The 22,987-nt window shown below is 61.0% G+C and carries 21 protein-coding genes; 6 read left to right on the top strand and 15 right to left on the bottom strand.

All coding sequences use genetic code 11. The features are described 5' to 3' along the window. Positions 1-180 precede the first annotated feature (180 nt). The 3 genes from AAE484_RS06520 to dxs all read left to right on the top strand — a co-directional run bounded on the left by AAE484_RS06520 (position 181) and on the right by dxs (position 3,265). Positions 181-429, top strand: a complete 249-nt coding sequence (locus AAE484_RS06520) for an exodeoxyribonuclease VII small subunit (RefSeq protein ID WP_341937550.1) — start codon at positions 181-183, stop codon at positions 427-429. Continuing rightward, positions 426-1,316, top strand: a complete 891-nt coding sequence (gene ispA / locus AAE484_RS06515; RefSeq protein WP_341937549.1) for a (2E,6E)-farnesyl diphosphate synthase — start codon at positions 426-428, stop codon at positions 1,314-1,316. The genes AAE484_RS06520 and ispA overlap by 4 nt, the downstream gene beginning before the upstream one ends. A 74-nt stretch (positions 1,317-1,390) precedes the next feature. After that, positions 1,391-3,265 (top strand): 1-deoxy-D-xylulose-5-phosphate synthase, encoded by a 1,875-nt coding sequence (gene dxs / locus AAE484_RS06510; protein WP_341937548.1) that lies wholly within the window; start codon positions 1,391-1,393, stop codon positions 3,263-3,265. A 148-nt stretch (positions 3,266-3,413) separates the two neighbouring features. Here the strand turns inward: dxs and AAE484_RS06505 are convergent, their stop codons facing one another. The 6 genes from AAE484_RS06505 to grpE form a co-directional block, all read right to left on the bottom strand. Next, positions 3,414-5,003: an MFS transporter gene (locus AAE484_RS06505; RefSeq protein WP_341937547.1), complete on the bottom strand. Its 1,590-nt coding sequence runs from the start codon at positions 5,001-5,003 to the stop codon at positions 3,414-3,416. Between the two features lie 96 nt (positions 5,004-5,099). Further along, complete coding sequence (locus AAE484_RS06500; protein ID WP_341937546.1) at positions 5,100-6,254, bottom strand: Gfo/Idh/MocA family protein; 1,155 nt, start codon at positions 6,252-6,254, stop codon at positions 5,100-5,102. Then, positions 6,251-7,312 (bottom strand): sugar phosphate isomerase/epimerase family protein, encoded by a 1,062-nt coding sequence (locus tag AAE484_RS06495; RefSeq protein ID WP_341937545.1) that lies wholly within the window; start codon positions 7,310-7,312, stop codon positions 6,251-6,253. The genes AAE484_RS06500 and AAE484_RS06495 overlap by 4 nt, the downstream gene beginning before the upstream one ends. A gap of 418 nt (positions 7,313-7,730) precedes the next feature. Beyond that, positions 7,731-8,864 carry a molecular chaperone DnaJ gene (gene dnaJ, locus AAE484_RS06490; RefSeq protein WP_341937544.1) on the bottom strand — a complete coding sequence of 378 codons (1,134 nt, stop codon included), beginning with the start codon at positions 8,862-8,864 and terminating at the stop codon, positions 7,731-7,733. Positions 8,865-8,964: 100 nt separating this feature from the next. Continuing rightward, complete coding sequence (gene dnaK / locus AAE484_RS06485; protein WP_341937543.1) at positions 8,965-10,887, bottom strand: molecular chaperone DnaK; 1,923 nt, start codon at positions 10,885-10,887, stop codon at positions 8,965-8,967. Positions 10,888-11,044: 157 nt separating this feature from the next. Beyond that, complete coding sequence (gene grpE / locus AAE484_RS06480; protein ID WP_341937542.1) at positions 11,045-11,662, bottom strand: nucleotide exchange factor GrpE; 618 nt, start codon at positions 11,660-11,662, stop codon at positions 11,045-11,047. Between the two features lie 198 nt (positions 11,663-11,860). On the opposite strand from grpE, the gene recN reads away from it, so the two are divergent. Beyond that, positions 11,861-13,537 (top strand): DNA repair protein RecN, encoded by a 1,677-nt coding sequence (recN, locus tag AAE484_RS06475; protein WP_341937541.1) that lies wholly within the window; start codon positions 11,861-11,863, stop codon positions 13,535-13,537. A gap of 50 nt (positions 13,538-13,587) precedes the next feature. Here the strand turns inward: recN and fur are convergent, their stop codons facing one another. Next, entirely contained in the window at positions 13,588-13,998 is a 411-nt protein-coding gene (gene fur / locus AAE484_RS06470; protein WP_341937540.1) for a ferric iron uptake transcriptional regulator, read from the bottom strand. 77 nt (positions 13,999-14,075) lie between these two features. Here fur and AAE484_RS06465 point away from each other — a divergent pair, with 77 nt between their 5' ends. Further along, positions 14,076-14,600 carry an outer membrane protein assembly factor BamE gene (locus AAE484_RS06465; RefSeq protein WP_341937539.1) on the top strand — a complete coding sequence of 175 codons (525 nt, stop codon included), beginning with the start codon at positions 14,076-14,078 and terminating at the stop codon, positions 14,598-14,600. A gap of 45 nt (positions 14,601-14,645) precedes the next feature. On the opposite strand, the gene AAE484_RS06460 is transcribed toward AAE484_RS06465, so the two are convergent. Genes AAE484_RS06460 through AAE484_RS06450 form a run of 3 tightly spaced genes read right to left on the bottom strand, consistent with a single transcriptional unit; the run spans position 14,646 to position 16,867 of the window. Next, the gene (locus AAE484_RS06460) at positions 14,646-14,984 is read right to left on the bottom strand and encodes an RnfH family protein (RefSeq protein ID WP_341937538.1); all 339 of its coding nucleotides are present in this window, start codon (positions 14,982-14,984) and stop codon (positions 14,646-14,648) included. A gap of 55 nt (positions 14,985-15,039) precedes the next feature. Beyond that, positions 15,040-15,477: a type II toxin-antitoxin system RatA family toxin gene (locus AAE484_RS06455; protein WP_341937536.1), complete on the bottom strand. Its 438-nt coding sequence runs from the start codon at positions 15,475-15,477 to the stop codon at positions 15,040-15,042. Positions 15,478-15,496: 19 nt separating this feature from the next. After that, a complete protein-coding gene (locus tag AAE484_RS06450; protein ID WP_341937535.1) occupies positions 15,497-16,867 on the bottom strand; it encodes a sodium-dependent transporter in 1,371 nt (456 codons plus the stop codon). 176 nt (positions 16,868-17,043) lie between these two features. Between AAE484_RS06450 and smpB the strand changes: the two genes are divergently transcribed. Then, positions 17,044-17,526, top strand: coding sequence for an SsrA-binding protein SmpB (smpB, locus tag AAE484_RS06445; protein ID WP_341937534.1), 483 nt, complete (start codon positions 17,044-17,046; stop codon positions 17,524-17,526). A gap of 428 nt (positions 17,527-17,954) precedes the next feature. Here smpB and AAE484_RS06440 read toward each other — a convergent pair whose 3' ends face one another. The 5 genes from AAE484_RS06440 to hflK all read right to left on the bottom strand — a co-directional run bounded on the left by AAE484_RS06440 (position 17,955) and on the right by hflK (position 22,927). Further along, positions 17,955-19,250: an adenylosuccinate synthase gene (locus AAE484_RS06440; RefSeq protein WP_341937680.1), complete on the bottom strand. Its 1,296-nt coding sequence runs from the start codon at positions 19,248-19,250 to the stop codon at positions 17,955-17,957. Positions 19,251-19,297: 47 nt separating this feature from the next. After that, positions 19,298-20,476 carry an ATP phosphoribosyltransferase regulatory subunit gene (locus tag AAE484_RS06435; RefSeq protein WP_341937533.1) on the bottom strand — a complete coding sequence of 393 codons (1,179 nt, stop codon included), beginning with the start codon at positions 20,474-20,476 and terminating at the stop codon, positions 19,298-19,300. Between the two features lie 41 nt (positions 20,477-20,517). Then, positions 20,518-20,703 (bottom strand): DUF2065 domain-containing protein, encoded by a 186-nt coding sequence (locus AAE484_RS06430; RefSeq protein WP_341937532.1) that lies wholly within the window; start codon positions 20,701-20,703, stop codon positions 20,518-20,520. A 167-nt stretch (positions 20,704-20,870) separates the two neighbouring features. Next, complete coding sequence (hflC, locus tag AAE484_RS06425) at positions 20,871-21,755, bottom strand: protease modulator HflC (protein ID WP_341937531.1); 885 nt, start codon at positions 21,753-21,755, stop codon at positions 20,871-20,873. Then, positions 21,755-22,927: an FtsH protease activity modulator HflK gene (gene hflK, locus AAE484_RS06420; protein WP_341937530.1), complete on the bottom strand. Its 1,173-nt coding sequence runs from the start codon at positions 22,925-22,927 to the stop codon at positions 21,755-21,757. The genes hflC and hflK overlap by 1 nt, the downstream gene beginning before the upstream one ends. Positions 22,928-22,987: the final 60 nt, after the last annotated feature.

Raw genomic sequence — 22,987 nt, 5'->3', positions numbered from 1 at the left:
AGTGGCCCGCCATGCTCAATTCACAGACAAATCAACCGATAGGACTGCATCTTAGCAGTAGTCGGTTTATAATTGCGCCCGTTGCGAATAACGATAGTCTTCCCGGGCTATCGGCCGGCGTCGGGATTTCTTCACTCTTCTCGCCCGGTTAACCTCAAGAATCAATCGACAAGGTGTCCCATGCCCACGAAGAAGAAGTCCGTGGACTTCGAACAATCCCTGACCGACCTGGAGGCGCTGGTGACCCGGATGGAGCAGGGCGAGCTCTCTCTGGAAGAGTCCCTCAAGGCCTTTGAGCAGGGCATACAGCTGACTCGAGAGTGTCAGGAACGCCTCAGCGCCGCCGAGCAGCAGGTGCAGACCCTGATGGAACAACAGGGGCAGATCAGCCTCGAGCCGTTTGATGCCCCCGAGAGCGACACCGAATGAGCCCGGCGTCACCCCCTGACACCGGGCACTGGCAGGCGCGTATCGAGCGCATCCTCAAGGATGTCCTCCCCGAGCCCGACCCACAGCAGCCCGCCCTGGCGCAGGCCATGGCTTACAGCCTGAGCAACGGCGGCAAGCGCATCCGCCCGACTCTGGTCTACGCCAGTGCGGCCGCTCTGGGGCAGGCGCCGGGGCCGGCACTGGACAGCGTGGCGGCTTCGCTGGAGTGCATTCATGCCTACAGCCTGATTCACGACGACCTGCCCGCCATGGACGACGATGATCTGCGCCGTGGGCAACCCAGCTGCCATATTGCCTTTGACGAGGCCACGGCCATTCTCGCCGGCGACGCCCTGCAGGCCCTGGCCTTCGAGCTGGTGGCCGACGCGCCGGAGCTCTCGGCCGAGCAGCGCATCGGGCTGGTACGGGCACTGGCCCGCGCCGCCGGCGCCCAGGGCATGGTGCTCGGGCAGGCCATTGACCTGGGCGCTGTGGCCCAGGAGCTCGACCTCGCCAATCTGGAGCGCATGCACCAACACAAAACCGGCGCCCTGATCCGCGCCAGTGTCAGCATGGCGGCCCTCGCCTGCTCCGCCGGACCGGAGCAGCACGCGAGCCTGGATCAATTCGCGCTCTGTACGGGACTCGCCTTTCAGGTACAGGATGACATCCTGGATGTCACCGCCGATACCGCCACGCTGGGCAAGCGCCAGGGCGCCGACAGTGCCCGGCACAAGCCCACCTACGTCTCGCTGCTCGGACTGGAAGGCGCCCGGAGCAAGGCTGAGGAGCTGCTGGCAAAAAGCCTGGCCGCCCTGGATCCCCTGGGCGCCGACGCTGATCCATTGCGCGCGCTGGCCCGGTATATAGTCCATCGCGGTCACTGAACGAGTGCGCCCCGTCACTAGGCAACCGCGCTTCAGCCCCCTACAATGGCCCCTTTCCAATAATGATACGACCCATGTTTGATGAAATCCCGACAAGCCGCCCGGAGACGCCGCTGCTGGACAGCATCGACGACCCGGCCCAGCTACGCGCCCTGAAGGAGCGACAGCTCCCCCAGCTGGCCGAGGAGCTGCGTGCCTACCTGTTGTATACCGTGGGGCAAAGTGGGGGGCACTTCGGCGCGGGACTGGGCGTAGTCGAGCTGACCATCGCCCTGCACTACATTTATCACACGCCGGAAGACCGGCTGGTGTGGGACGTGGGCCATCAGACTTATCCGCACAAAATCCTGACCGGCCGGCGCGAACAGATGCACAGCATTCGCCAGGGCGGCGGACTGGCGGGTTTCCCCAAACGCGGTGAGAGTGACTACGACACCTTCGGCGTGGGGCACTCGAGCACCTCGCTCAGCGCGGCCCAGGGCATGGCCATGGGCAGCGCCATGACCGGCAGCGAGCGCAAGACCGCCGCCATCATCGGCGACGGCGCCATGACCGCCGGTATGGCCTTTGAAGCGCTCAACCATATCGCCCACACCGATACCGACATGCTGGTGATTCTCAACGACAACAATATGTCGATCTCTCCCAACGTCGGCGGGCTGGCGACCTACCTGTCCAAGGTCTGGGGCAGCAAGTTCTACAACTCCCTGCGCGAGGGCAGCAAGCAGATTCTCACCAAGATCCCCTCCGCCTGGGAGTTCGCCCGCCGGACCGAGGAGCACTTCAAGGGTTTCATGTCGCCCGGGACGCTGTTCGAGGAGATGGGCTTCAACTATGTGGGCCCGATCGATGGCCATGATCTGACCAGCCTGGTGGACTACCTGGGCAATCTGCGCGAGGTCAAAGGCCCCAAACTGCTGCACATCATCACCCGCAAAGGCAAAGGCTTTGGCCCCGCCGAAGACGATCCGGTGGGCTATCACGCGCTGAACAAACTCGAGCCCGGTGCCAAGGTCAAGAAAAAGGCCTCCGGACCCAAATATCAGAAAGTATTTGGCGACTGGCTCTGCGACATGGCCGAGCGGGACCCGCGGCTCATCGGCATTACACCGGCCATGTGTGAAGGCTCGGGCATGGTGGACTTTGCCCGGCGCTTTCCCGAGCGTTTTTTCGATGTGGCCATCGCCGAACAGCACGCGGTCACTCTGGCGGCAGGCTTCGCCTGCGAGGGTCAGAAGCCGGTGGTGGCGATCTATTCCACCTTCCTGCAGCGCGCCTACGATCAGTTGATTCACGATGTGGCCATCCAGAATCTGGATGTGACCTTTGCCATTGACCGGGCGGGCATGGTGGGCGAGGACGGCCCGACCCACGCCGGCAGCTTTGATCTGACTTACCTGCGCTGCCTGCCCAACCTGGTGGTGGCCGCGCCCAGCGACGAGAACGAATGCCGGCAGCTGCTCTACACCGCCTGGCAGCACCAGGGCCCCGCCGCCGTACGCTACCCCCGCGGTACCGGACCGGGCGCGGACATACAGACGACCATGGAGGTCCTCCCCATTGGCCGGGGCCGCGAAGTGCGTGAAGGAAAGGAAGTGGTCATTCTCAACTTTGGGGCGTCATTGGCCACAGCCCTGACCGTCGCCGAGCGACTGGATGCGAGCGTGTGCGACATGCGCTTCGTCAAACCCCTGGATACTGAATTGATCGAGCGCATGGCCGGGCTCCATTCACTGCTGGTCACCCTGGAAGAAAATGCCATTGCCGGCGGTGCCGGTAGTGCGGTGGGTGAGCACCTGGCCAGCCAGGGCATTCAAATTCCCTGGCTGCCACTGGGCTTTCGCGACGAGTTTGTCGAACACGACAGCCAGAAAAACCAGTTGGCCAGCCACGGGCTGGACGCCGACGGCATAGAAACCGCCATTCGCCAGCGCCAGGGTTCGTCGTGATGTTTTTGGAATGTTGGAGCCCGGGGACGCGCTGACTCCGCGCTGGCTCAGAGTCTCGACACTCCGCCGCTCAAACCTGATGACACGAGAACAAAAAAGGGGCCTTTACAGGCCCCTTTTTCGTCAAGCTCACTGAGCGAAGCGATGATCAGGCACCGCCGGTACCGGCTTCACCTCGTTCCAGCTTGACGGCGCGATAACCGCCGCGCTTGCGGTCATAGATGAACATGCCTGCAAAGAAGGCCGCCACGATCAGAGCGATCGGTGCCACCCAGCGGAAAGCCATACGACCGCCGTAGTTGTCGGCCGGCCGCAGAACCGCGCCCGCTTCTTCCCGCAGCTCGGCCGCCTCGGGAATGTTCGAATCAAGCACCGCCCGCAGGGCATTACCGGTGAGGGGACCATCGAGTTCGCCCTCTTCACGATAATGATTCAGAGCGATCTCGTTGCGCTCGATCACGGTCTCCACGTCAGCGGGCAGATAGCCCAGCTCGGCCAGTTCATCCACATCCCCGGAAGCCTGCTCGGCCTGGGACAGATACCTTGGGAACTGTTCGTCGACCCGCTCAAGTATGGCAACCGTGCGTTGCTCATCAAGGGCATCGGGCATATAGCTGTCGGCCACTACACCCATTTGGCCTTGCATGGTACCGGAGACGCCCATACCAGCACCGATCATCAGCACGATGCCCACGGAACCGGCCTTGGGGAAACGCTCGCTCATCAGGCCTACCATGGTGGGGAAAAAGAAGGCCACACCAAAGGCAAAGACGGTGGCGGCGAACAGCAGTTTGACCATGCCGGACTCAAACACCGAAAACAGAATCAGGCCGACGCCGGTCAAAACCGCCGCACAGAACAGCAGACCAGTGGGGGCCAGTCGCTCGACGAAAGGTGCGGCAAACAACCGCAATACCGCCATCAACCCGGTCAACCAGGCGAAGACCAACATGCCGTGCATGCCCGCATTTTCCAGCACATCCGGAATCCAGCGCATGGGCCCCAGCTCCAGCGACAGAGTGACCATCTTGATCACAATCAACAGCAGTACGATCGGGTGGGTGAGAGTGTAGAGCAGAACCTCTTTCACCGGCACGCCCGCCTCGGCCGTTTCTGTTTTCGGGAACTTCATGGGCAACAGCATCACGCCATAGATGATGATGGGGATGTACATGACCGCGATGTGAATGGTCCAGTGGCCCAGGTTGACGAAGCCGATATCACCAATCTGCGACATGGCAAAACCGAGCAATGCGCCGACCACCATGCCACCGGGAAAAAAGGCATGAAAGTGGTTGAGCTTGACCGTCTTGCGCTCGGGATAGAGCGCGGCGGTCATGGGGTTACCGGCCGCCTCAATCAGGCCATTACCGACACCCATGACAATGGCGCCCAGAAACAGGACCCAGTAGCCGCTGGGCGAGCCGGCGACGAAGTAGGCGGACAACACCACGCTCACGCCAATCAAATGGCTGAAAAAGGCGCCGGTTGCGGCCGCCTTCAGGCCAACTTTCTCCAGAAAGGGAGCCACGAAAATCAGTGACAGGGCCATGCCCCACAGTACGGCACCCCCGATCATGCCAATACTGGCGTTGGTCAAAATGAACTCGGTTTTGAGCTGGCCGAGAATACCGCCCAGCAGGGCGAAAGAAAACGCAGTGGGAAACAGGGCGATGCAGGCCCCCACAAATAACCGCTTGCGATTGATGCCGTTGGCATCGACAGTGGCTGTACTCATAAACACATCCTCATTATTGTTATCAACGCTCCCGCAAGCGGCTGCCAGCGGGGCGTGACCGTTTCGGGCGAACTCGCCCGTCTGTGGTTACTGCTATCAAGAAGACAAAGGTGTCCAGCGTCCATCCGCTTCAGACGAGTCGATGACCGCCTGGATAAAGCGCATGCCCTGAACCCCGGCTTCAATGCCCGGAATCCAGGGAGCCATTGGATGACTCTCGCCCTTGCGTTTGGCGACCAGCACATCGGCGACGTCAGTGTACAGCGTCGCGAAGGCTTCGAGGTAGCCCTCGGGGTGCCCGAACGGTGTGCGGATACCGCGCACCGCCACGTCGCTGTCGATGTTGTCGTCGCGCCGGGTGATACGTTGATGGCGACCGGCCAGGGGCGTGAGCCACATTTCGTTGGGTTTTTCCTGGGCCCACTCGAGCCCGGCCTTGTCGCCGTAGATGCGCACCCGCAGCCCGTTTTCACAACCCGGGGCGACCTGACTGGTCCACAGCATCCCCTTGGCGCCACTCTTGAAGCGCATCATGGCGTGAACATTGTCGTCCACTTCACGACCGGGTACAAAGGCCGTCAGATCGGCGCTGATTGCATCCAGCTCCTGGTGGGAGATGAAGGTCGCCAGTTGAAAGGCGTGAGTACCGATATCGCCCAGACAGCCGGCCTTGCCGGAGCGCTTGGGATCGGTGCGCCAGGCCGCCTGCTTATTGTCGGCATCGGGCGCCTCGGTCAGCCACTCCTGGGGATACTCCACCTGAACCAGACGGATATTACCCAGCTCGCCGCGCTCCACCAGCTCGCGCGCGTAGCGCACCAGCGGATAGGCGCTGTAGTTGTGGGTCAGGGCGAAGAAGGCATCACTCTTGGCGGCAATCTGCTGAAGCTCCAGCGCCTCTTCCAGCGTGCGGGTCACAGGCTTGTCGCAGATGACGTTGATTCCGGCTTCCAGGGCCGCCTTGGCGACCGGAAAGTGCATGTGGTTGGGCGTGACGATCGCCACCGCCTCTATGCCATCGTCGCGTTTGGCCTCAGCTTCGAACATCTCCTCGTAGGAGCCGTAAGAGCGATCCGGGGCAATGTGCAGATCATCGGCCGACTCTTTGGCGACGTCCGGCTTGGAGGACAGGGCCCCGGCCACCAGTTCGTAGCGGTCGTCGATGCGCGCCGCGATACGGTGGACACCGCCAATGAAGGCGCCGCGACCGCCGCCGACCATGCCTAAACGAATACGTGCGTCGGCCATCATTTACCTCCCAAGCCCAGAATGCGGCGGTTGCTCTGCTCATCGGCGTCACCGCCGGCGAAATCATCAAACGCCTTTTCGGTGACACGGATGATATGGTCATTGACGAACTTCACGCCTTCTTCCGCCCCCGCTTCGGGATGTTTCAGGGCGCATTCCCACTCGATCACGGCCCAGCCGTCAAAGTCGTTGGCGGTCAGGATGGAGAAGATACGTTTGAAGTCGGTCTGGCCATCGCCCAGCGAGCGGAAGCGACCGGCGCGCTCGACCCAGCCCTCGTAGCCGCCGTAAACGCCCTGGCGGGCGCTGGGGTTAAACTCGGCATCCTTGACGTGGAACATCTTGATGCGATCGATATAGCGCTCGAGGAAGCCGATGTAGTCGAGGTGTTGCAGGACCAGGTGGCTGGGGTCGTACAGAATATTGGCGCGGGGGTGGTAGTCCACCGCCTCCAGGAAGCGCTCAAAGGTGGCGCCATCGTGCAGGTCTTCACCCGGGTGGATTTCGTAACACAGATCCACGCCCGCCTCGTCAAAGGCGTCCAGAATCGGGCGCCAGCGTTTGGCGAGCTCGGCAAAGCCGGTTTCCACCAGGCCGGCCGGACGCTGGGGCCAGGGGTACATGAACGGCCACAGGAGTGCGCCGGAGAAGGTGCCGTGGGTCTTGAAACCCATGTTCTTGCTGGCCTTGGCCGCCAGCATCAGCTGGTTGACCGCCCACTTCTGGCGCTCGTCCGGCTTGCCGTGCAGCTCGGGGGGCGCAAAGCCGTCAAACATTTCATCGTACACCGGGTGTACGGCCACCAGCTGGCCCTGCAGGTGCGTTGACAGGTCGGTCACTTCCACCCCGTACTTGGCCAGAGTGTCTTTCACCTCCTGGCAGTAATCCAGGCTCTCGGCAGCTTTTTCCAGGTCAAAGAGGCGCTTGTCCCAGGAGGGGATCTGAACGCCCTTGAAACCGAGGCTGCCGGCCCATTGGCCGACGTTTTCGAGGGTATTGAACGGCGCTTCGTCGCCGGCGAACTGGGCCAGGAATAGTGCGGGCCCTTTCATCGTCTTCATTATTGGCTCCCCCATATGTTTGGTGGGTTATCAACCGGATGCCGGAAAACCACTCCTGATGGAGCGAGACCGAGCCAGCATCCACAAATCTTGCCGTGTTTATTTTTGCGGCGCATAAGTGCAACCGACAGCGCTGTCAGTAATCGCAGCTGGCCGATTATGGCATCACCGGCGGCATATCTCTACCGTGCGAGGAGTGTCAGCGCCGTAAAGATACGATAATAAACGGATTAATGTCGATTCGACCACTATCAGCCCAAATTTTCAATAGGGAAAAGTTTTTTATATAGCAAACAGGTCGACACCGAAATGTACTGCGGAGGGTCATGCATGGGGGGATAGGCAGGCGAGTCCACTGGCACCGCACTGGGTGCCAGTGGACTCGCGCAGAGACGACACTGAACGGTTGGAGGTACCCTTAAATCTTCATGTCGCCAAAGAAGTTCTTCATGCCATCGAACCAGCTGCTCTGGCGCGGCGAGTTCTTGCTGCCCTTCATTGTGGACTGAAACTCACGCAGCAGATCTTTCTGCTTGTTGCTCAGGTTCACCGGTGTTTCCACCACGACCCGGCACATCAGATCGCCGCGGGGGCCGCCGCGTACGGGCGTCACGCCCTTGCCACGCAGCCGGAACAGTTTGCCGGTCTGGGTCTCGGCGGGGACCTTCAGCTTGACCCGGCCATCCAGGGTGGGCACTTCCAGCTCGCCGCCCAGCACCGCATCGACAAAATCTACCGGGACCTCGCAGTACAGATCGCTGCCGTCGCGCTGGAAGATCTCGTGGGGCTTGACGTGCACTTCGACGTACAGATCCCCAGCGGGGCCACCCTCGGCGCCGGCTTCGCCCTCGCCTGACAGGCGAATGCGATCGCCGGTATCCACGCCCGCAGGCACCTTGACCGACAGGGTCTTGGTCTCTTCCACCCGGCCCTGACCGTGGCAGCTGCCACAGGGGTCAGTGATGATGGAGCCTTTGCCGCGACAGGTCGGGCACGGCTGCTGGACCGAGAAAAAGCCCTGCTGCATGCGTACCTGCCCCATGCCACCACAGGTGGTACAGGTTTTGGGAGATGTGCCTTTTTTGGCACCGCTGCCATCACAGGTGTCACAGGCGACCAGCGTGGGTATTTTGATGGTGGTACTGGTACCGCGAACGGCATCCTCCAGGCTCAACTCAAGGTTATAGCGCAGGTCCGAGCCACGACTGGGACCGCCGCGACCACGCCCTCCACCACCAAAAATATCGCCGAAGACATCGCCGAAGATATCGCTGAAGCTGCCAAAGCCAGCGCCGCCGGCTCCGGCACCGCCCATGCCCCCACTCTGGTCCACGCCCGCGTGCCCAAACTGGTCATAGGCGGCACGCTTTTGCGGGTCGGACAGGACTTCGTAGGCTTCGCTGGCATCCTTGAACTTCTCTTCGGACGCTTTGTCATCGGGATTGCGGTCAGGGTGGTGTTTCATGGCCACTCGCCGGTAGGCCTTTTTCAGGTCCTTTTCAGAGACGTCTTTGGACACACCCAGGACTTCATAATAGTCGCGTTTTGCCATGCTTCAGTCGCTTATTTGTCAATGTCTACAACGCAACAAATGCGGGCAAGCCCGCATTTGTTGCAACCGTTCCTTTCAGGTCAAACCAGAGGCTACGGTGTTACTTTTTTTCGTCATCCTTCACTTCTTCAAACTCGGCATCCACCGCGCTATCGTCTTCTTTGGGCTGCTCTTCCTGGGCTCCGCCCTCGGCGCCAGCGCCCTGCTGCTCGGCATACAGTTTCTGTGCCAGCGAGCTGGAGGCTTCGGTCAGCTTGTTGGTCGCGGCTTCAATGGCGTCTTTGTCTTCGCCCTTGACCACTTCCTCAGCTTCCTTGATCGCCTCTTCGATCGCGGACTTCTCTTCGTCGGTGGCTTTATCGCCGGCCTCTTTCACGGTTTTCTGGGTGGCGTGGATCAGGCCTTCGAGCGAGTTGCGCGCCGTAACCACTTCCTCGAACTTGCGGTCGGCTTCGGCGTTGGCCTCGGCATCTTTGACCATCTGCTCGATTTCGTCATCCGACAGACCGGAAGAGGCCTTGATCACGATGGACTGCTCTTTACCGGTAGCCTTGTCTTTGGCGCCCACGTGCAGAATGCCGTTGGCATCCAGGTCGAAGGTCACTTCAATCTGGGGCACGCCGCGGGTAGCGGGCGGAATATCCGCCAGATCAAACCGGCCCAGCGATTTGTTCTGGGCGGCCTGCTTGCGCTCGCCCTGAACCACGTGAATGGTCACGGCGGTCTGGTTGTCCTCGGCGGTCGAGAAGGTCTGCGACTTCTTGGTCGGAATCGTCGTGTTCTTCTCGATCAGAGGCGTAGCGACGCCGCCCATAGTTTCGATGCCCAGAGTGAGCGGAGTCACGTCCAGCAGCAGCACGTCTTTCACATCGCCGGCCAGAACCGCGCCCTGAATGGCAGCACCGACGGCCACGGCTTCGTCCGGGTTCACGTCTTTGCGCGGATCCTTGCCGAAGAAGTCGGCAACGGCCTTCTGTACCATCGGCATGCGGGTCTGACCGCCCACCAGGATCACATCGGAGATATCGTTGACCGAGACGCCCGCGTCTTTAATGGCCATTTTCACCGGCTCGATGGAGCGCTCGACCAGCTCTTCCACCAGCGACTCGAGCTTGGCGCGAGTCAGCTTGACCACCAGGTGCTTGGGACCGGTGTTGTCGGCGGTGATGTAGGGCAGATTCACTTCGGTCTGCTGGCTGGAAGACAGCTCGATCTTGGCTTTCTCGGCCGCTTCTTTCAGACGCTGCAGTGCCAGCGGATCATTGTGCAGGTCAATGCCCTGCTCTTTCTTGAACTCGGCCGCCAGGTAGTCGATCAGGCGCAGGTCGAAGTCCTCACCACCGAGGAAGGTGTCGCCGTTGGTGGAGAGCACTTCAAACTGATGCTCGCCGTCCACATCGGCAATCTCGATGATGGAAATATCAAAGGTACCGCCGCCCAGGTCGTAAACCGCAATGGTGCGGTCGCCTTTCTTCTGGTCCATACCATAGGCCAGTGCCGCCGCGGTGGGCTCGTTGATGATGCGCTTGACTTCCATTCCGGCAATTTTGCCGGCGTCTTTGGTCGCCTGACGCTGGGAGTCATTGAAGTAGGCCGGTACGGTAATCACCGCTTCGGTCACTTCTTCGCCCAGGTATTCCTCGGCGGTCTTTTTCATCTTCTTCAGCACTTCGGCTGAGATCTGGGGCGGTGCTTTCTTGTCGCCTTTCACTTCGACCCAGGCATCACCATTGTCGGCCGATACAATCTTGTACGGCACCATGGAGATGTCTTTCTGGACCACCTCGTCTTTGAATTTGCGACCGATCAGACGCTTCACCGCGTACAGGGTGTTGTGCGGATTGGTGACCGCCTGGCGCTTGGCGCTCTGGCCTACCAGAATTTCACCGTCGTTGGTAAAGGCCACAATCGACGGAGTGGTGCGATCGCCTTCGGCGTTTTCGATGACTTTGGGCTTGCCGCCCTCCATGACTGCTACGCAAGAGTTGGTTGTACCCAGGTCAATGCCTATTGTCTTACCCATGAAAAATCTCCTAAGTTGTGCGTTCTGCTCCGGGCAACGCTGTGCACCCGTCAGATTTCGTGTGTTTGGCGCCGCCGCTGCCGGCCGCGCCTCGAATCAGTTAACTCTGTATATTGGCCCGCTTGCCGCGTTTTCAAGGGGCAGCGGGCAGAAATGCCTACTCGGGCTTGGACACCACCACCATGGCCGGACGAACCAGCCGGCCGTGCAGGGTGTAGCCTTTCTGGAACACGTCAATAACAGTGTTCGGTTCCACATCCGGATTCGCCACCATGGTCATCGCCTGGTGCAGCTCCGGATCAAAGGGCTCGCCCTCGGGGTTGATTGCCTCAATCTTGTGTTTGGCCAGCACATCAATGAAGGACTTGTGCGTCAGCTCAATGCCCTCGATGATCGCCTTGAAGCTCGGGTCGTCCAGATTCAGTGAATCCAGCGCGCGCTCCAGATTGTCCACCACCGGCAGCAGGTCCACCACCAGCTTTTCCTGGCCAAACTTGTGGGCCTTCTCGATATCCTGATCCGCCCGGCGACGGGCGTTCTGAGCTTCGGCCTGGGAACGCAGCACCTGCTCTTTGGCCGCCTCCATCGCCGCGTTCAGACTGTCCAACCGGGCACGCAGCGATTCGACCGTATCCTCACCGTCGCGGGGCTGCTCGCCCTCCTGGGCGTTCCCGTTCGCGGTTTCAGCCTCGACCTGTTCGGCGGTCTGGGCTTCAGCCTGTTGCTCCGCCTGTTCGGTTTGCTCCTGAGAGTCGCGTTTATCTTCGTTAGCCACACTGATCTCCGTTGTCGTTTACCTTGGCAGCGAACCGCTGCAGAATACGTTAGTGCCTCCTATATGGGGCTCGCCAACGGGGATTCAAGGGCGACCCGGCGCCCGGGTCAAAAATTCCGCGTGGCGGGGTAGCCGAAACCCCGATTTTACTGTATAAAAACACAGATCTAATCACTCTCTCGCTTTGTGAGGGCCACTATGCTCACGCACCTCAGTATCAGTAACTTCACTCTGGTGGACCACCTGGACCTGGACCTCAGGCCCGGCATGACCGCCATTACCGGCGAAACCGGCGCGGGTAAATCCATTGTTCTGGATGCGCTCGGGCAGACCCTGGGAGACCGGGCGGACGGTCAGCGGGTGCGGGCCGGCGCCAAGCGCGCCGATATACACGCCAGCTTCGATATCCAGCGGATCGCCGCGGCCCGGCAGTGGCTGGAACAGCAGGAGCTGTTGCAGGAGGAAGAGCCCGAGGAGTGCCTGCTGCGCCGGGTGATCACCGCCGAGGGGCGCTCCAAAGCCTTCATCAATGGTCGACCGGTCACCCTGCAGCAACTGCGCGCCCTGGGCGAAATGCTGATCGATATCCACAGTCAGCATGAGCACCAGTCACTGCTGCGGCGCGACACCCACCGACGCCTGCTCGATGAGTTCGCCGGCCAGATCGAGCTGGCCGCCAAGGTGCGCCAGCACTTCCGGCACTGGCAGCAATGCCACGAGGAGTTTGTCCGGCACCGGGACAATGCCGAGGAAATCACCGCCCGCTATCAGCTGCTGAGCTATCAGGTGCAGGAGCTGGAACAGCTGAATCTGGGCGAGGGGGAGCTGGATGAGCTGGAATCCGAGCAGCGCCGCCTGGCCAACGCCGAGGAGATCCTGCGCTCCAGCCACGAGCTGGCCGCCCTGTGCGGTGACGATGACCAGGGACTGAGCGTGATGCTCCACCGGGCCCTGCACCTGCTGCGCGACCTGCCGGAGAAAACCGGCGCCCTGGAGGAGGCCGAGCAGCTGCTCACCAGTGCCCAGATCCAGGTGGAGGAAGCCCAGCGGGAGGTAGACCACCACATTGACGGCTTCAATCTGGACCCGGAACGCCTGCGGGAAGTGGAGGAGCGCCTGAGCGCCGTCTATGAGGTGGCGCGCAAACATCGCATCGGCCCCGAGCAGCTGCCGGAACTGTTCCGCACGCTGAGCGAGGAGCTGGCGCAACTCCAGGGCGGCGACGAGCGGCTGGAAGCGCTGGAACAGCAGGCGCAGGCCGCCGAAGCCGACTACCGGAAAGAGGCCGAGGCGCTGTCGAAGGCGCGCAAGAGCGCTGGCACCAAGCTGGCCAAAGCTGTCAACCGGCAACTACACGAGCTGTCCATGCCCAACGCCAACCTGGAAGTCAGCCTGGCCAGCCTGAAAGACCGCCCCGGCCCCCACGGGCAGGAGGAAGTGGAGTTCATCATCAGCACCAACCCGGGCCAGCCGGCACGCGCCCTGAGTAAAGTCGCCTCGGGGGGTGAACTCTCCCGCGTAAGCCTGGCCATCCAGGTGGTCACCGCCCGTACCTCAGCCATCCCGACGCTGGTGTTCGATGAAGTGGATGTGGGCATCGGTGGCGCCACCGGCGATGTGGTCGGGCGGCTGCTGCGCCAACTGGGTAGCGGCGGTCAGGTCATCTGTGTCACCCACCTGGCACAGGTGGCCAGCAAGGGACATCAGCACCTGCAGGTGACCAAAACGGCCAAAAAGCAGAGCGCCGAATCCACGCTGGTGGCATTGAGCGGAGAGGAAAAAGTCGAGGAAATTGCCCGGATGCTGGGCGGAATGAGCGTGACCGAGCAGTCACTGGCGCACGCGCGGGAAATGGTGACCGCCGCCACCGACTAGCCCGGGAGCCGAGCCCTGCCCCGGGCCAGTGGCGAGGTCACTGCCTGAAATCAGTTTTTCTTGGGCTTAACGTAGAGCACCAGGCTGTGGTCCAGCAGCTCATACCCATGCTGCTCGGCGATCTGCTTCTGGAGCTTCTCAATCTCTTCATTGTGGAACTCGATGACCTCACCCGAGTCCATACACACCATATGATCGTGGTGTTCGCCACGAGCGACCTCAAACACCGAGTGACCACCATCAAAATTGTGGCGCTCCACCAGACCGGCACTTTCAAATTGCGTCAGAACACGGTACACGGTCGCCAGACCGACATCGTCCCCGGCCTCCATCAGCGCTTTGTACACATCCTCAGCGCTCATATGGTGCTGCTCGGACGATTCGAGCATCTGCAAGATTTTCACGCGCGGCAGCGTCACCTTCAGCCCTGCCTTGCGCAATTCCTGGTTTTCTTCGGCCATTTATCCCCCAAACCCTTCTCAGTGTTCGCGTCAATCGGGTATTATCCCCGTTCATTTTGCCAAGTGGAAGCCCTAGTATGAAAATAGCCAGCAAACTCTCACTGGTCGCCATCGTTTTCGCCAGCCTGATGGGTTGCTCCTATTTCCAGTTCCCCGGCGTGCATAAAATCTATGTTCAGCAGGGGCACATTATCACCCAGGAGATGATCGACCAACTCGAGCCGGGCATGACCAAGCGTCAGGTGCGCTATGTTCTGGGGACTCCGCTGCTTGAGGATGGGTTCAAGCAGGACCGCTGGGACTACTACTATGGCCTGCGTCGCGGCGATAACTCCCTGCGCAAGCGCCACCTGACGGTCTACTTCGACGGCGATGCCATGACCCGCTACGAGGGCAGTGCGGTACGCTCGGATGATGATGGCGAGTCAGACGGTGAGGACGCGCCCCTGGTGCCCTCGAATATCGAAGGGATCGACCCGCTGCCCGATTCGGGAGCCGAGCCGGACTCCTCGTCCGACCCCGCCCCCAACCGGAATCCGTCGCCCGGCGCGGGCACCCCGGGCGCCGATGTGCCCGGCTCAGGGCCCAACGACCCGATTTAACCCTCAAGAGCTACCCGCCCCGGACAGTTTCCTCCGGGACGATGGTCACTCAGCCTTGCCCGCCGCCTCGCTGTCTTTCTTTTTCTGGGCGCGCTTGCGCCTCACCTCTTTCGGATCGGCCGTCAGTGGGCGGTAGATTTCCACCCGATCGCCCGGCTGCAACTCGTGCTCCTTCGGTGGTTTGAGCCCCTTGGTGCCCAGCGCCTGACCAAAAATCCCCATCTTCGCATTGTCCAGATCGATTTCCGGGAAAACTTTGACAATACCGGAGCGCTCGGCGGCCTGATAAGCCGTCGTACCCGGCTCCACCAATAGTTCGATGATTCTTTGCTTGTCCGGAAGCGCAAACGCCACTTCCACGGTAATCAGATCGCCATCCGCCATACCTTACCTCGGTTCCTGTACCTGCTCACACTGTCAATTGACAGCGTCGATTGTTCTAAACCCCGTACATCTGGCGCGCACGCGCACAGAGCGCGTCCACCTGGTGACTGGCCGCCGACTCAAAAAACTTGCCCACGGCCATGCCCAGGAGCCGGTTGCGCATCTCGAACTCAAGCTCCAGGCTCACCCGGCAGGCGTTGTCGTTGATCGGCTCGAACGACCAGCAGCCCTCCAGGTGGGAAAAGGGCCCATCCACCAGACTCATGGTCATCCGGTGCGGAGGCTCCAGCCTGTTGTAGGTCACGAAGCTCTGGCTGACCCCCGCCTTCTGCAGCTCCAGGCGCGCCTCGAGCCAGTCATCGCCCCGCCGGAGCACCTGAGCGCCGACACAGTCGCTCATGTACTCCGGATAGGCCTCAATATCATTGACCAGATCAAACATTTGCCGGTCCGAATAATCGACCAGCGCCGAGCGTTCCACACGATGAGTCAAAAACGATTCTCCAAAGACATCAAGAAGCAAATTGGGCCCAGACACCGGCCAGCAGAATCGCCAGCAGAGCGACCGGACAAACGATTCGAAGCAGCCAGAGCCAGCTGCCGAACAGCACTCCGCCCTCGACTTTCAGCTCGTGCTGCAGTAGGTCGCGACGCGCGACCCAGCCCACAAACAGCGCCATGAGCAGGCCACCGAGGGGCAACATGACCCGCTGGGTAAAGAAGTCCAGAAAGTCGAAAATGTTCATGCCCAGCAACCAGGAAACGTCCGCCCAGGCATTGAACGACAGGACTGACCCCAGACCCAGCAACCAGGCGCTGCCGGCGATCAATCCATTGGCGGTCAGGCGTTTGATCCCGAACCGCTCAGTCACATAGGCCACGCAGGGCTCCAGCAACGAAATGGTCGAGCTCCAGGCCGCCAGGGTCACCAACACAAAAAATGCGACCCCGAACAACGCACCGGCGGGCATATTACCAAAGGCCACCGGCAGGCTGACAAACATCAGCCCCGGCCCCTCGCCCGCCGTGATGCCGGGCGTGGCAAACACGATGGGAAACATGGCCAGCCCTGCCACCAGCGCCACCAGCGTATCCAGCACCGCCACTGTCAGCACCATCTTGCCGATGGACGCCTTGCCCGGCATGTAAGAGCCGTACGCCATGATGGCGCCCATGGCCAGACTCAGGGTAAAAAACGCATGCCCCATGGCCACCGAGGCGGCCTTCCAGGACAGGTCGGCCGGATTGAAGCTGAACATGAACGCCAGCCCCCGGACAAACTCCCCCGCCACCGCAGCATAGGCCAATAGGAGCAGCAGCAACACAAACAACAGCGGCATCAGCAGGCGCACAGCGGTTTCCAGGCCTTTGGTCACCCCGAATGCCACCACCACCACGGTCAGGCCGATAAACAGGGTCTGCCAGAACATCAACCGCCAGGGGTCCGCCAGCAGTGCGTCAAAGGCGGCGCCGGCCGAGGCCCCGTCCCAGCCGCCGAAACCACCCCGGGCGGCGGTGCTGACGTAATCCAGCGCCCAGCCGGCCACCACACTGTAAAACGACAGGATCAGAAAGGCGGCCAGCACCCCACTCCAGCCGATGGCACTCCAGAAGCGGGAGGCGCCGCTCTGGCGGACCATTTTGCCCACGGCGTGAATGGGGTTGGCCCGCCCGTGACGCCCCAGCAATACCTCGGCAATCATGACCGGCACCCCGATCAGGGCGATGAACACCAGGTACATGAGCACGAAGGCGCCGCCGCCATTTTCGCCGGCGATGTAGGGAAACTTCCAGATATTGCCCAGCCCGACGGCCGAACCGGTCGCCGCGAGCACAAAGGTGCCTCTGTGGCCCCAGATGGCGTGTTGTTTTATGCGTTCCACCTTTTCACTCCACGAGGTTTTTTTGGCACAAAGGCGGCATTGTAACGGCAAATGCGGCCAAAGTGCAGGGTAGTACCCTCCGAGTGGGCCGCACGGTTGCAGACAGAGCGGCGCTTGAGCCGATATAATGCCGACCGCACATTCACGCATTCACGTTCTGGAACGGAAAGGCATTCATGGGTAAGAAGAAGGGCACCAAGCCCAGCGGCAACACTATTGCCCTGAACAAGAAAGCAAAATTTGATTTTGCTCTTCAGGATCATATGGAGGCCGGCCTGGTATTGCTGGGCTGGGAGGTCAAGAGTCTGCGCGAGGGCAAGGTGCAGCTGACGGATACTTATGTGATCTTCAAAAACGGCGAGGCTTTTCTGTTGGGCTCGCACATTACGCCTTTGCCGACCGCTTCGACGCATTTTGTGACGGACCCGACGCGCACGCGCAAGCTGCTACTGAAGCGCAAGGAGATTGCCAAGCTACAGGCGGCCGCGGAGCAGAAGGGCTACACGGTGGTGGCAACCGGACTCTATTGGAAGAAGCATATGGTCAAGTGCAAGATCGCACTGGGCAAGGGTAAGCAGTTACACGATAAGCGCGAAACCGAGAAAGCTCGGGATTGGAATCGCCAGAAGCAGCGGATTTTGCAGGATCAGAACAAGTAGGACTCTTTTTGCTGGAGCCCTGTAGATAGCCCGAGCTCGCTATCAGGTTGGTTGGTGCGTGATTTCTTGTTGCAGCGAGGTAGAGCGTCCGGCCTCGCCACTGGGTAACCTTTTCTCAAAACGCGATAAATCCATCCCTGGAGCTCCTGCTCTTCATCCCTGAAGAGAAGGTTTGAGAAAAGGTTCCCCAGCACCGAGTCCTCCGAGGCAATCGAGAACTGAAGTGCTACGTAGCAAAAACCGTAAATCTACCTCGGAGGGCTTGATGTCAGGTAGGCTTTTTCGGAACCTTCTCTTCAGGGATGAAGAGCAGGAGCTACATGGATGTATTCACCGCGTTTCCGAAAAAGCCTACCTGATAGCGAGGCCGGACCAAGCTACGAAGCCGGACCATCTACAAAGCTACAATGGTCCAGCAACTTAGTAAGTTAAGCGGAGAAAGGATGCCGCAGAACGATGGTTTCGATGCGGTCCGGGCCGGTTGAGATGATATCCACCGGCGTATCCAGCAACTCTTCAAGGCGACGGATATAGGCGCGGGCATTCTCCGGCAGCTCATCCAGAGACTTGGCTCCGAACGTCGACTCCTGCCAGCCCGGCAGCTCTTCGTACACCGGCTGAACCGACTCCCAGCCCTCCGCATCGCACGGAATGCCCATCGGATTACCGTCGGCATCGTTATAGCCCACGCAGATTTTCACCGTCTCCAGACCATCCAGAACATCCAGCTTGGTCAGGCAGATTCCGGTCACACTGTTGATGCGGTTCACATGGCGCATCGCCACACTGTCGAACCAGCCGCAGCGACGCTTGCGACCCGTAGTCGCACCAAACTCATTGCCCTTCACACCCAGATGCTCGCCCACAGCGCAATCGAGCTCCGTGGGGAACGGACCGGAGCCCACGCGCGTGGTGTACGCCTTGGTAATACCCAGCACATAGTCCAGATACATGGGGCCGAAACCGGAGCCGGTTGCCGCCCCACCAGCGGTGGTGTTCGATGAAGTGACAAACGGATAGGTGCCGTGATCGATATCCAGCAGCGAGCCCTGGGCGCCCTCGAACAGAATGCCCTCGCCCCGCTCCCGGGCCTCGTGCAGCGCGGTAGTGACATCGCCGATCATCGGCTTGAGCTCTTCGGCCCAGGCAACACAGGTGTCGAGCACCTGTTGATAATCCACCGGCTCAAAACCGTAGTACTCGGTGAGCATGAAGTTATGGTACTCCATCACCTCTTTGAGCTTGCGGGCAAAGCGGTCCATGTGCAGCAGATCGCCCAGGCGCAGACCGCGACGGGCCACCTTGTCTTCATAGGCCGGGCCAATGCCGCGCCCGGTGGTGCCGATTTTGGCATTGCCGCGGGCGGCTTCGCGCGCCTGGTCCAGCGAAATATGGTAGGGCAGAATCAACGGACAGGAGGGCGAGAGGCGCAGGCGCTTGCGCACTGGCACATCTTTGGCTTCCAGCTCGGCGATCTCTTTGAACAGCGCCTCGGGCGAAAGCACCACCCCGTTGCCGATCAGGCAGGTGACACCCTCGCGTAACACACCCGAGGGAATCAGATGCAGGACAGTCTTTTCACCATCAATCACCAGTGTGTGGCCCGCATTGTGGCCGCCCTGAAAGCGGGCCACCAGGGACACCTGGTCAGTCAGCAGATCGACGATCTTGCCCTTGCCCTCGTCACCCCACTGGGTGCCCAATATCACGACGTTCTTGCCCATGTTCTTGTAACTCATGTCGGTAAGCATTGAATGTGTCCACCCGGCACTCAGGCCAGGGGAATAACCTGATAGCGGTCGGCCTCGCGCACCAGCTGCCGGTCGCAACCGGCTTCGCTTGGAGGCGTCCCGGAAGCCCCGCAGATGACCCGGTGGCCCTCGGCCCGCAGCGCCTGGATTGCTTGCCATTGTTCCGGTTCGCCGGATTCGGTCACCCAGATTCCGGGCTGGGAAGGCGGCGACAGCAGTCCCAGTTTGCTCAGCGCGGTGATATCCACCGCAAAGCCGGTGGCCGGACGGGAGCGACCGAAGACTTCGCCAATACGATCGTAGCGCCCGCCGCTGGCAATGGGGTTGCCGTAGCCTGGCGCGAAGGCGGCGAACACCAGCCCGGTCAGGTAGTGATAGCCGCGCAGCTCACTCAGATCAAAATAGAGCTCGGCCTCCGGGTAGCGCTGGGCGACGGTGTCGGCCACCCGCTCCAGCTGGTCGACCGCATCGAGCACGGCCGCCGGGCAGTGGGTAAAGCACTCGCGCGCGCGCTCCAGCACCTGGCGGTCACCCGCCAGACCGGGCAGCGCCAGAAAGACGTCCGCCAGAGCAGAGCCTTTGAGGTTGGCGGCCACCCAGGCCCGGATCTCGGTCACGGCTTTGCGCTGAAGCAGCTCGAAGAAGCTGTCTTCCTGCTCCTGGGACAGCTCGGCCGCCTCGGCCAGTGCCCGGTAGATGCCCACATGACCCAGGTCGATATGCAGCTGCGGGAGGCCGGCCAGTTTGAGCGATTCGAGCAGCAGCGAGACCACTTCGATATCCGCGCGGCTGCCCGGCTCACCGTAAAACTCCACGCCGGCCTGAATCGGTGTGCGGGTCGCCAGGGGGTTCTTGGGCCGGGCGTGCACCACATGGCCGGCATAGCACAACCGGTTGGCGCCCTGGTGGGTAAAGCTGTGAGCGTCCATGCGTGCGGTCTGCGGGGTGATATCGGCACGGATGCCGAGGGTCCGGCCGGTCAGCTGATCGGTCACCTTGAAGGTGAGCAGATCCACGTCACGCCCCAGGCCAATCAGCAGCGAGTCGGTGTACTCCAGCAGCGGCGGAATCACCAGATCGTAGCCCCAGGTGGTATACATATCCACCAAACGGCGGCGCGTTTGTTCAATGGCTCCGGCCTCGGCGGGCAGGATTTCCTCTACTCCGTCGGGCAGTAGCCAGCGGTCAGCATAGGTCATAACGGACTCGGACAGTTGTTTGATTCAGTGCTCCGGGCGGTCTATTTCAGCAAATACAGCAAAGCAACGCCAATCAGCATACTCGCCAGGCCCATGATACGCAGCCGACGGTCATCCACCAGCGCCAGGCTGGCCACCAACTGGCGCCAACGGCTCGGGTACAGAAAAGGAATAATGCCTTCAATCACCAGCATCAGGCAGAAGGCGCGTGCCAGATCTTCCCACATGGCGAACCTTTTATGATGGCAAAATGGCGACTCTTACAGACCTTACCGGACACAAAAAACCGGGCGCTGTAGCCCGGCTGCGAAATTCTAGCACTTTTTGCCGGGGAATGGTGCCCCAAAGTCGCTCACCGGGCAATTTCTTTGCATCGCCCAGTGAGCTATCGGGCCTATTCCGAATCCGAGCCCTCGGAATCCTTCAGGTACTGGAAGAATTCGCTGGAGGGGTCAACCACCATCAGGTCCTCGCTGCCGGAGAAGGAGTTGCGATACGCCTCAAGGCTGCGGACGAAGGCATAGAAGTCCGGGTTCTGGTCGAAGGCTTCGGCGTAGATTGCCGCCGCCCGGGCGTCGCCATCACCACGCAGCAACTCTGAGTCGCGATAGGCGCTGGCAATCAGCACGGTGCGCTGGCGGTCCGCATCGGCCCGGATCACTTCGGCCTGCTCGCGACCGGTGGCGCGGTATTCGCGCGCCTCTTTCTCCCGGTCGGCGGCCATGCGGTCAAACACCGACTGGCTGACATCCTCGGGCAGGTCGATGCGCATCACCCGGATATCGAGCACCTCAATCCCCAGAGATTCCCGCGCCGCCGTGTCGAGGCTCTTACTGAGTTCCTCCATCAGCGCGTCCCGCTCGCCCGAAACGACTTCGTGCAGGGTGCGCCGGCCCACCTGGTTACGCAGGCCATCGGCGATTCGAGAGGCCAGACGGGCGTCTGCGACTTCCTCCTGACCGCCGGTGGCCTTGTAGTAGGCTTCAACATCCTCGATACGCCACTTGGCGTAAGAGTCGACAATCAACCGCTTGTTCTCCACGGTATAAAAACTCTCCGGGCGCGCATCGGCGGTCATGATCCGGCCATCGAACTTGCGCACCTTGTCGGCGAACGGCCACTTGAAGTGGACGCCGGGCTCGACATCGACGTTGACCAGCGCACCGAAACGCAGCACGACCGCGCGCTCATACTGATTGACGATATAGACCGTATTCGCACCGAGCAGCAGTACCACGCCGACGATGACAAGAGCCAACATGCTTTTGTTGGAAGACATTAGCGCAACTCCCCCCGTCTTGTGCCGGCGTCGCGGCGATTCAATTCACGCCCCACCCGCTCGGTCACTTCTCTGAGCATTTCCGGCGACATGTTCGCGCCCGAGCCGGCCCCTTGCGAACCACCGCTGGTGCTACCGCTCGCGTTGCCGGAGTGCTGCAGGCGGTCCAGCGGCAGATACATCATATTGTTGCCGCCCTCGACATCCACCATCACCTTGCTGGCTTTGGTCATGACCTCTTCGACCGCATCGATATACAGACGCCGACGGGTCACTTCGGGCGCTTTGTTGTACTCGGCCATCAGCAGCTCGAAGCGACGCGATTCACCTTCGGCTTCCGCCACGACCCGCGCGCGATAGGCCTCCGCCTCTTCGATCATCCGCTGGGCATTACCCCGGGCTTCCGGAATCACCGAGTTGGCGTAGGCCTGGGCTTCGTTCTTCAGACGCTCCTGATTCTCGCGCGCCTTGATCACATCATCGAAAGCATCGCGCACCGCTTCGGGTGGGCGGGCTTCCTGAATGTTGATCTCACGCACCAGAATACCGGTGCCATAGCTGTCCAGGTACTGCTGCAGGCGGGACTTCACTTCGGAAGCAATGGCCTGGCGACCGCCGGAGAGCACCTGATCCAGCTCGCTCGAGCCCACCACGTGGCGCAGAGCACTGTCGGCGGCCTGGCGCAGGCTGGCTTCTGGATTGCGGACATTCAGAACAAAGTCCCGAACGTCATTGACGTTGTACTGAACGGTGATGGGCAGCTCAACGATGCTCTCGTCCTGGGTCAACATCAGACCCTGGGAGGGATACTGCCGCTCCTCGGTCACGTTCTCGACGAACACCTTGGTGATCAGGGGCGGATCCCAGCGCAGGCCGGCGTCCTTGATACTCTTGAAGGCACCGAACTGCAGGACCACTGCCCGCTCTTTGGCATCAACCACGTAGAAGCCGAGAACGAAGTAGATCGCCAGGATAATCGCGAAAATGATGCCGACGAAGGGCCACACGCTGGCCGAGCCACCGTTACCGCCATTGTTGCTGCCGCCGGACCCGCCAAACAGGCCATTGAGACGGTCGCGGAACTTCTTCCAGGCTTCATCCAGATCGGGTGGGCCGCCACTGCCGCCACCCCAGGGGTCTTTGCCCCCGCCTCCCGGTTCATTCCAGGCCATACGTGTTCTCCGTTGGTCAGACTAAAAATAGGTCAGGTGTGCACGCCGGGCAACTTGGCC

It is taken from the genome of Marinimicrobium sp. C2-29 (genome assembly GCF_038419845.1).
Classification (GTDB): Bacteria; Pseudomonadota; Gammaproteobacteria; order Pseudomonadales; family Cellvibrionaceae; genus Marinimicrobium.
This window is presented reverse-complemented; position numbering and strand designations above follow the sequence as displayed.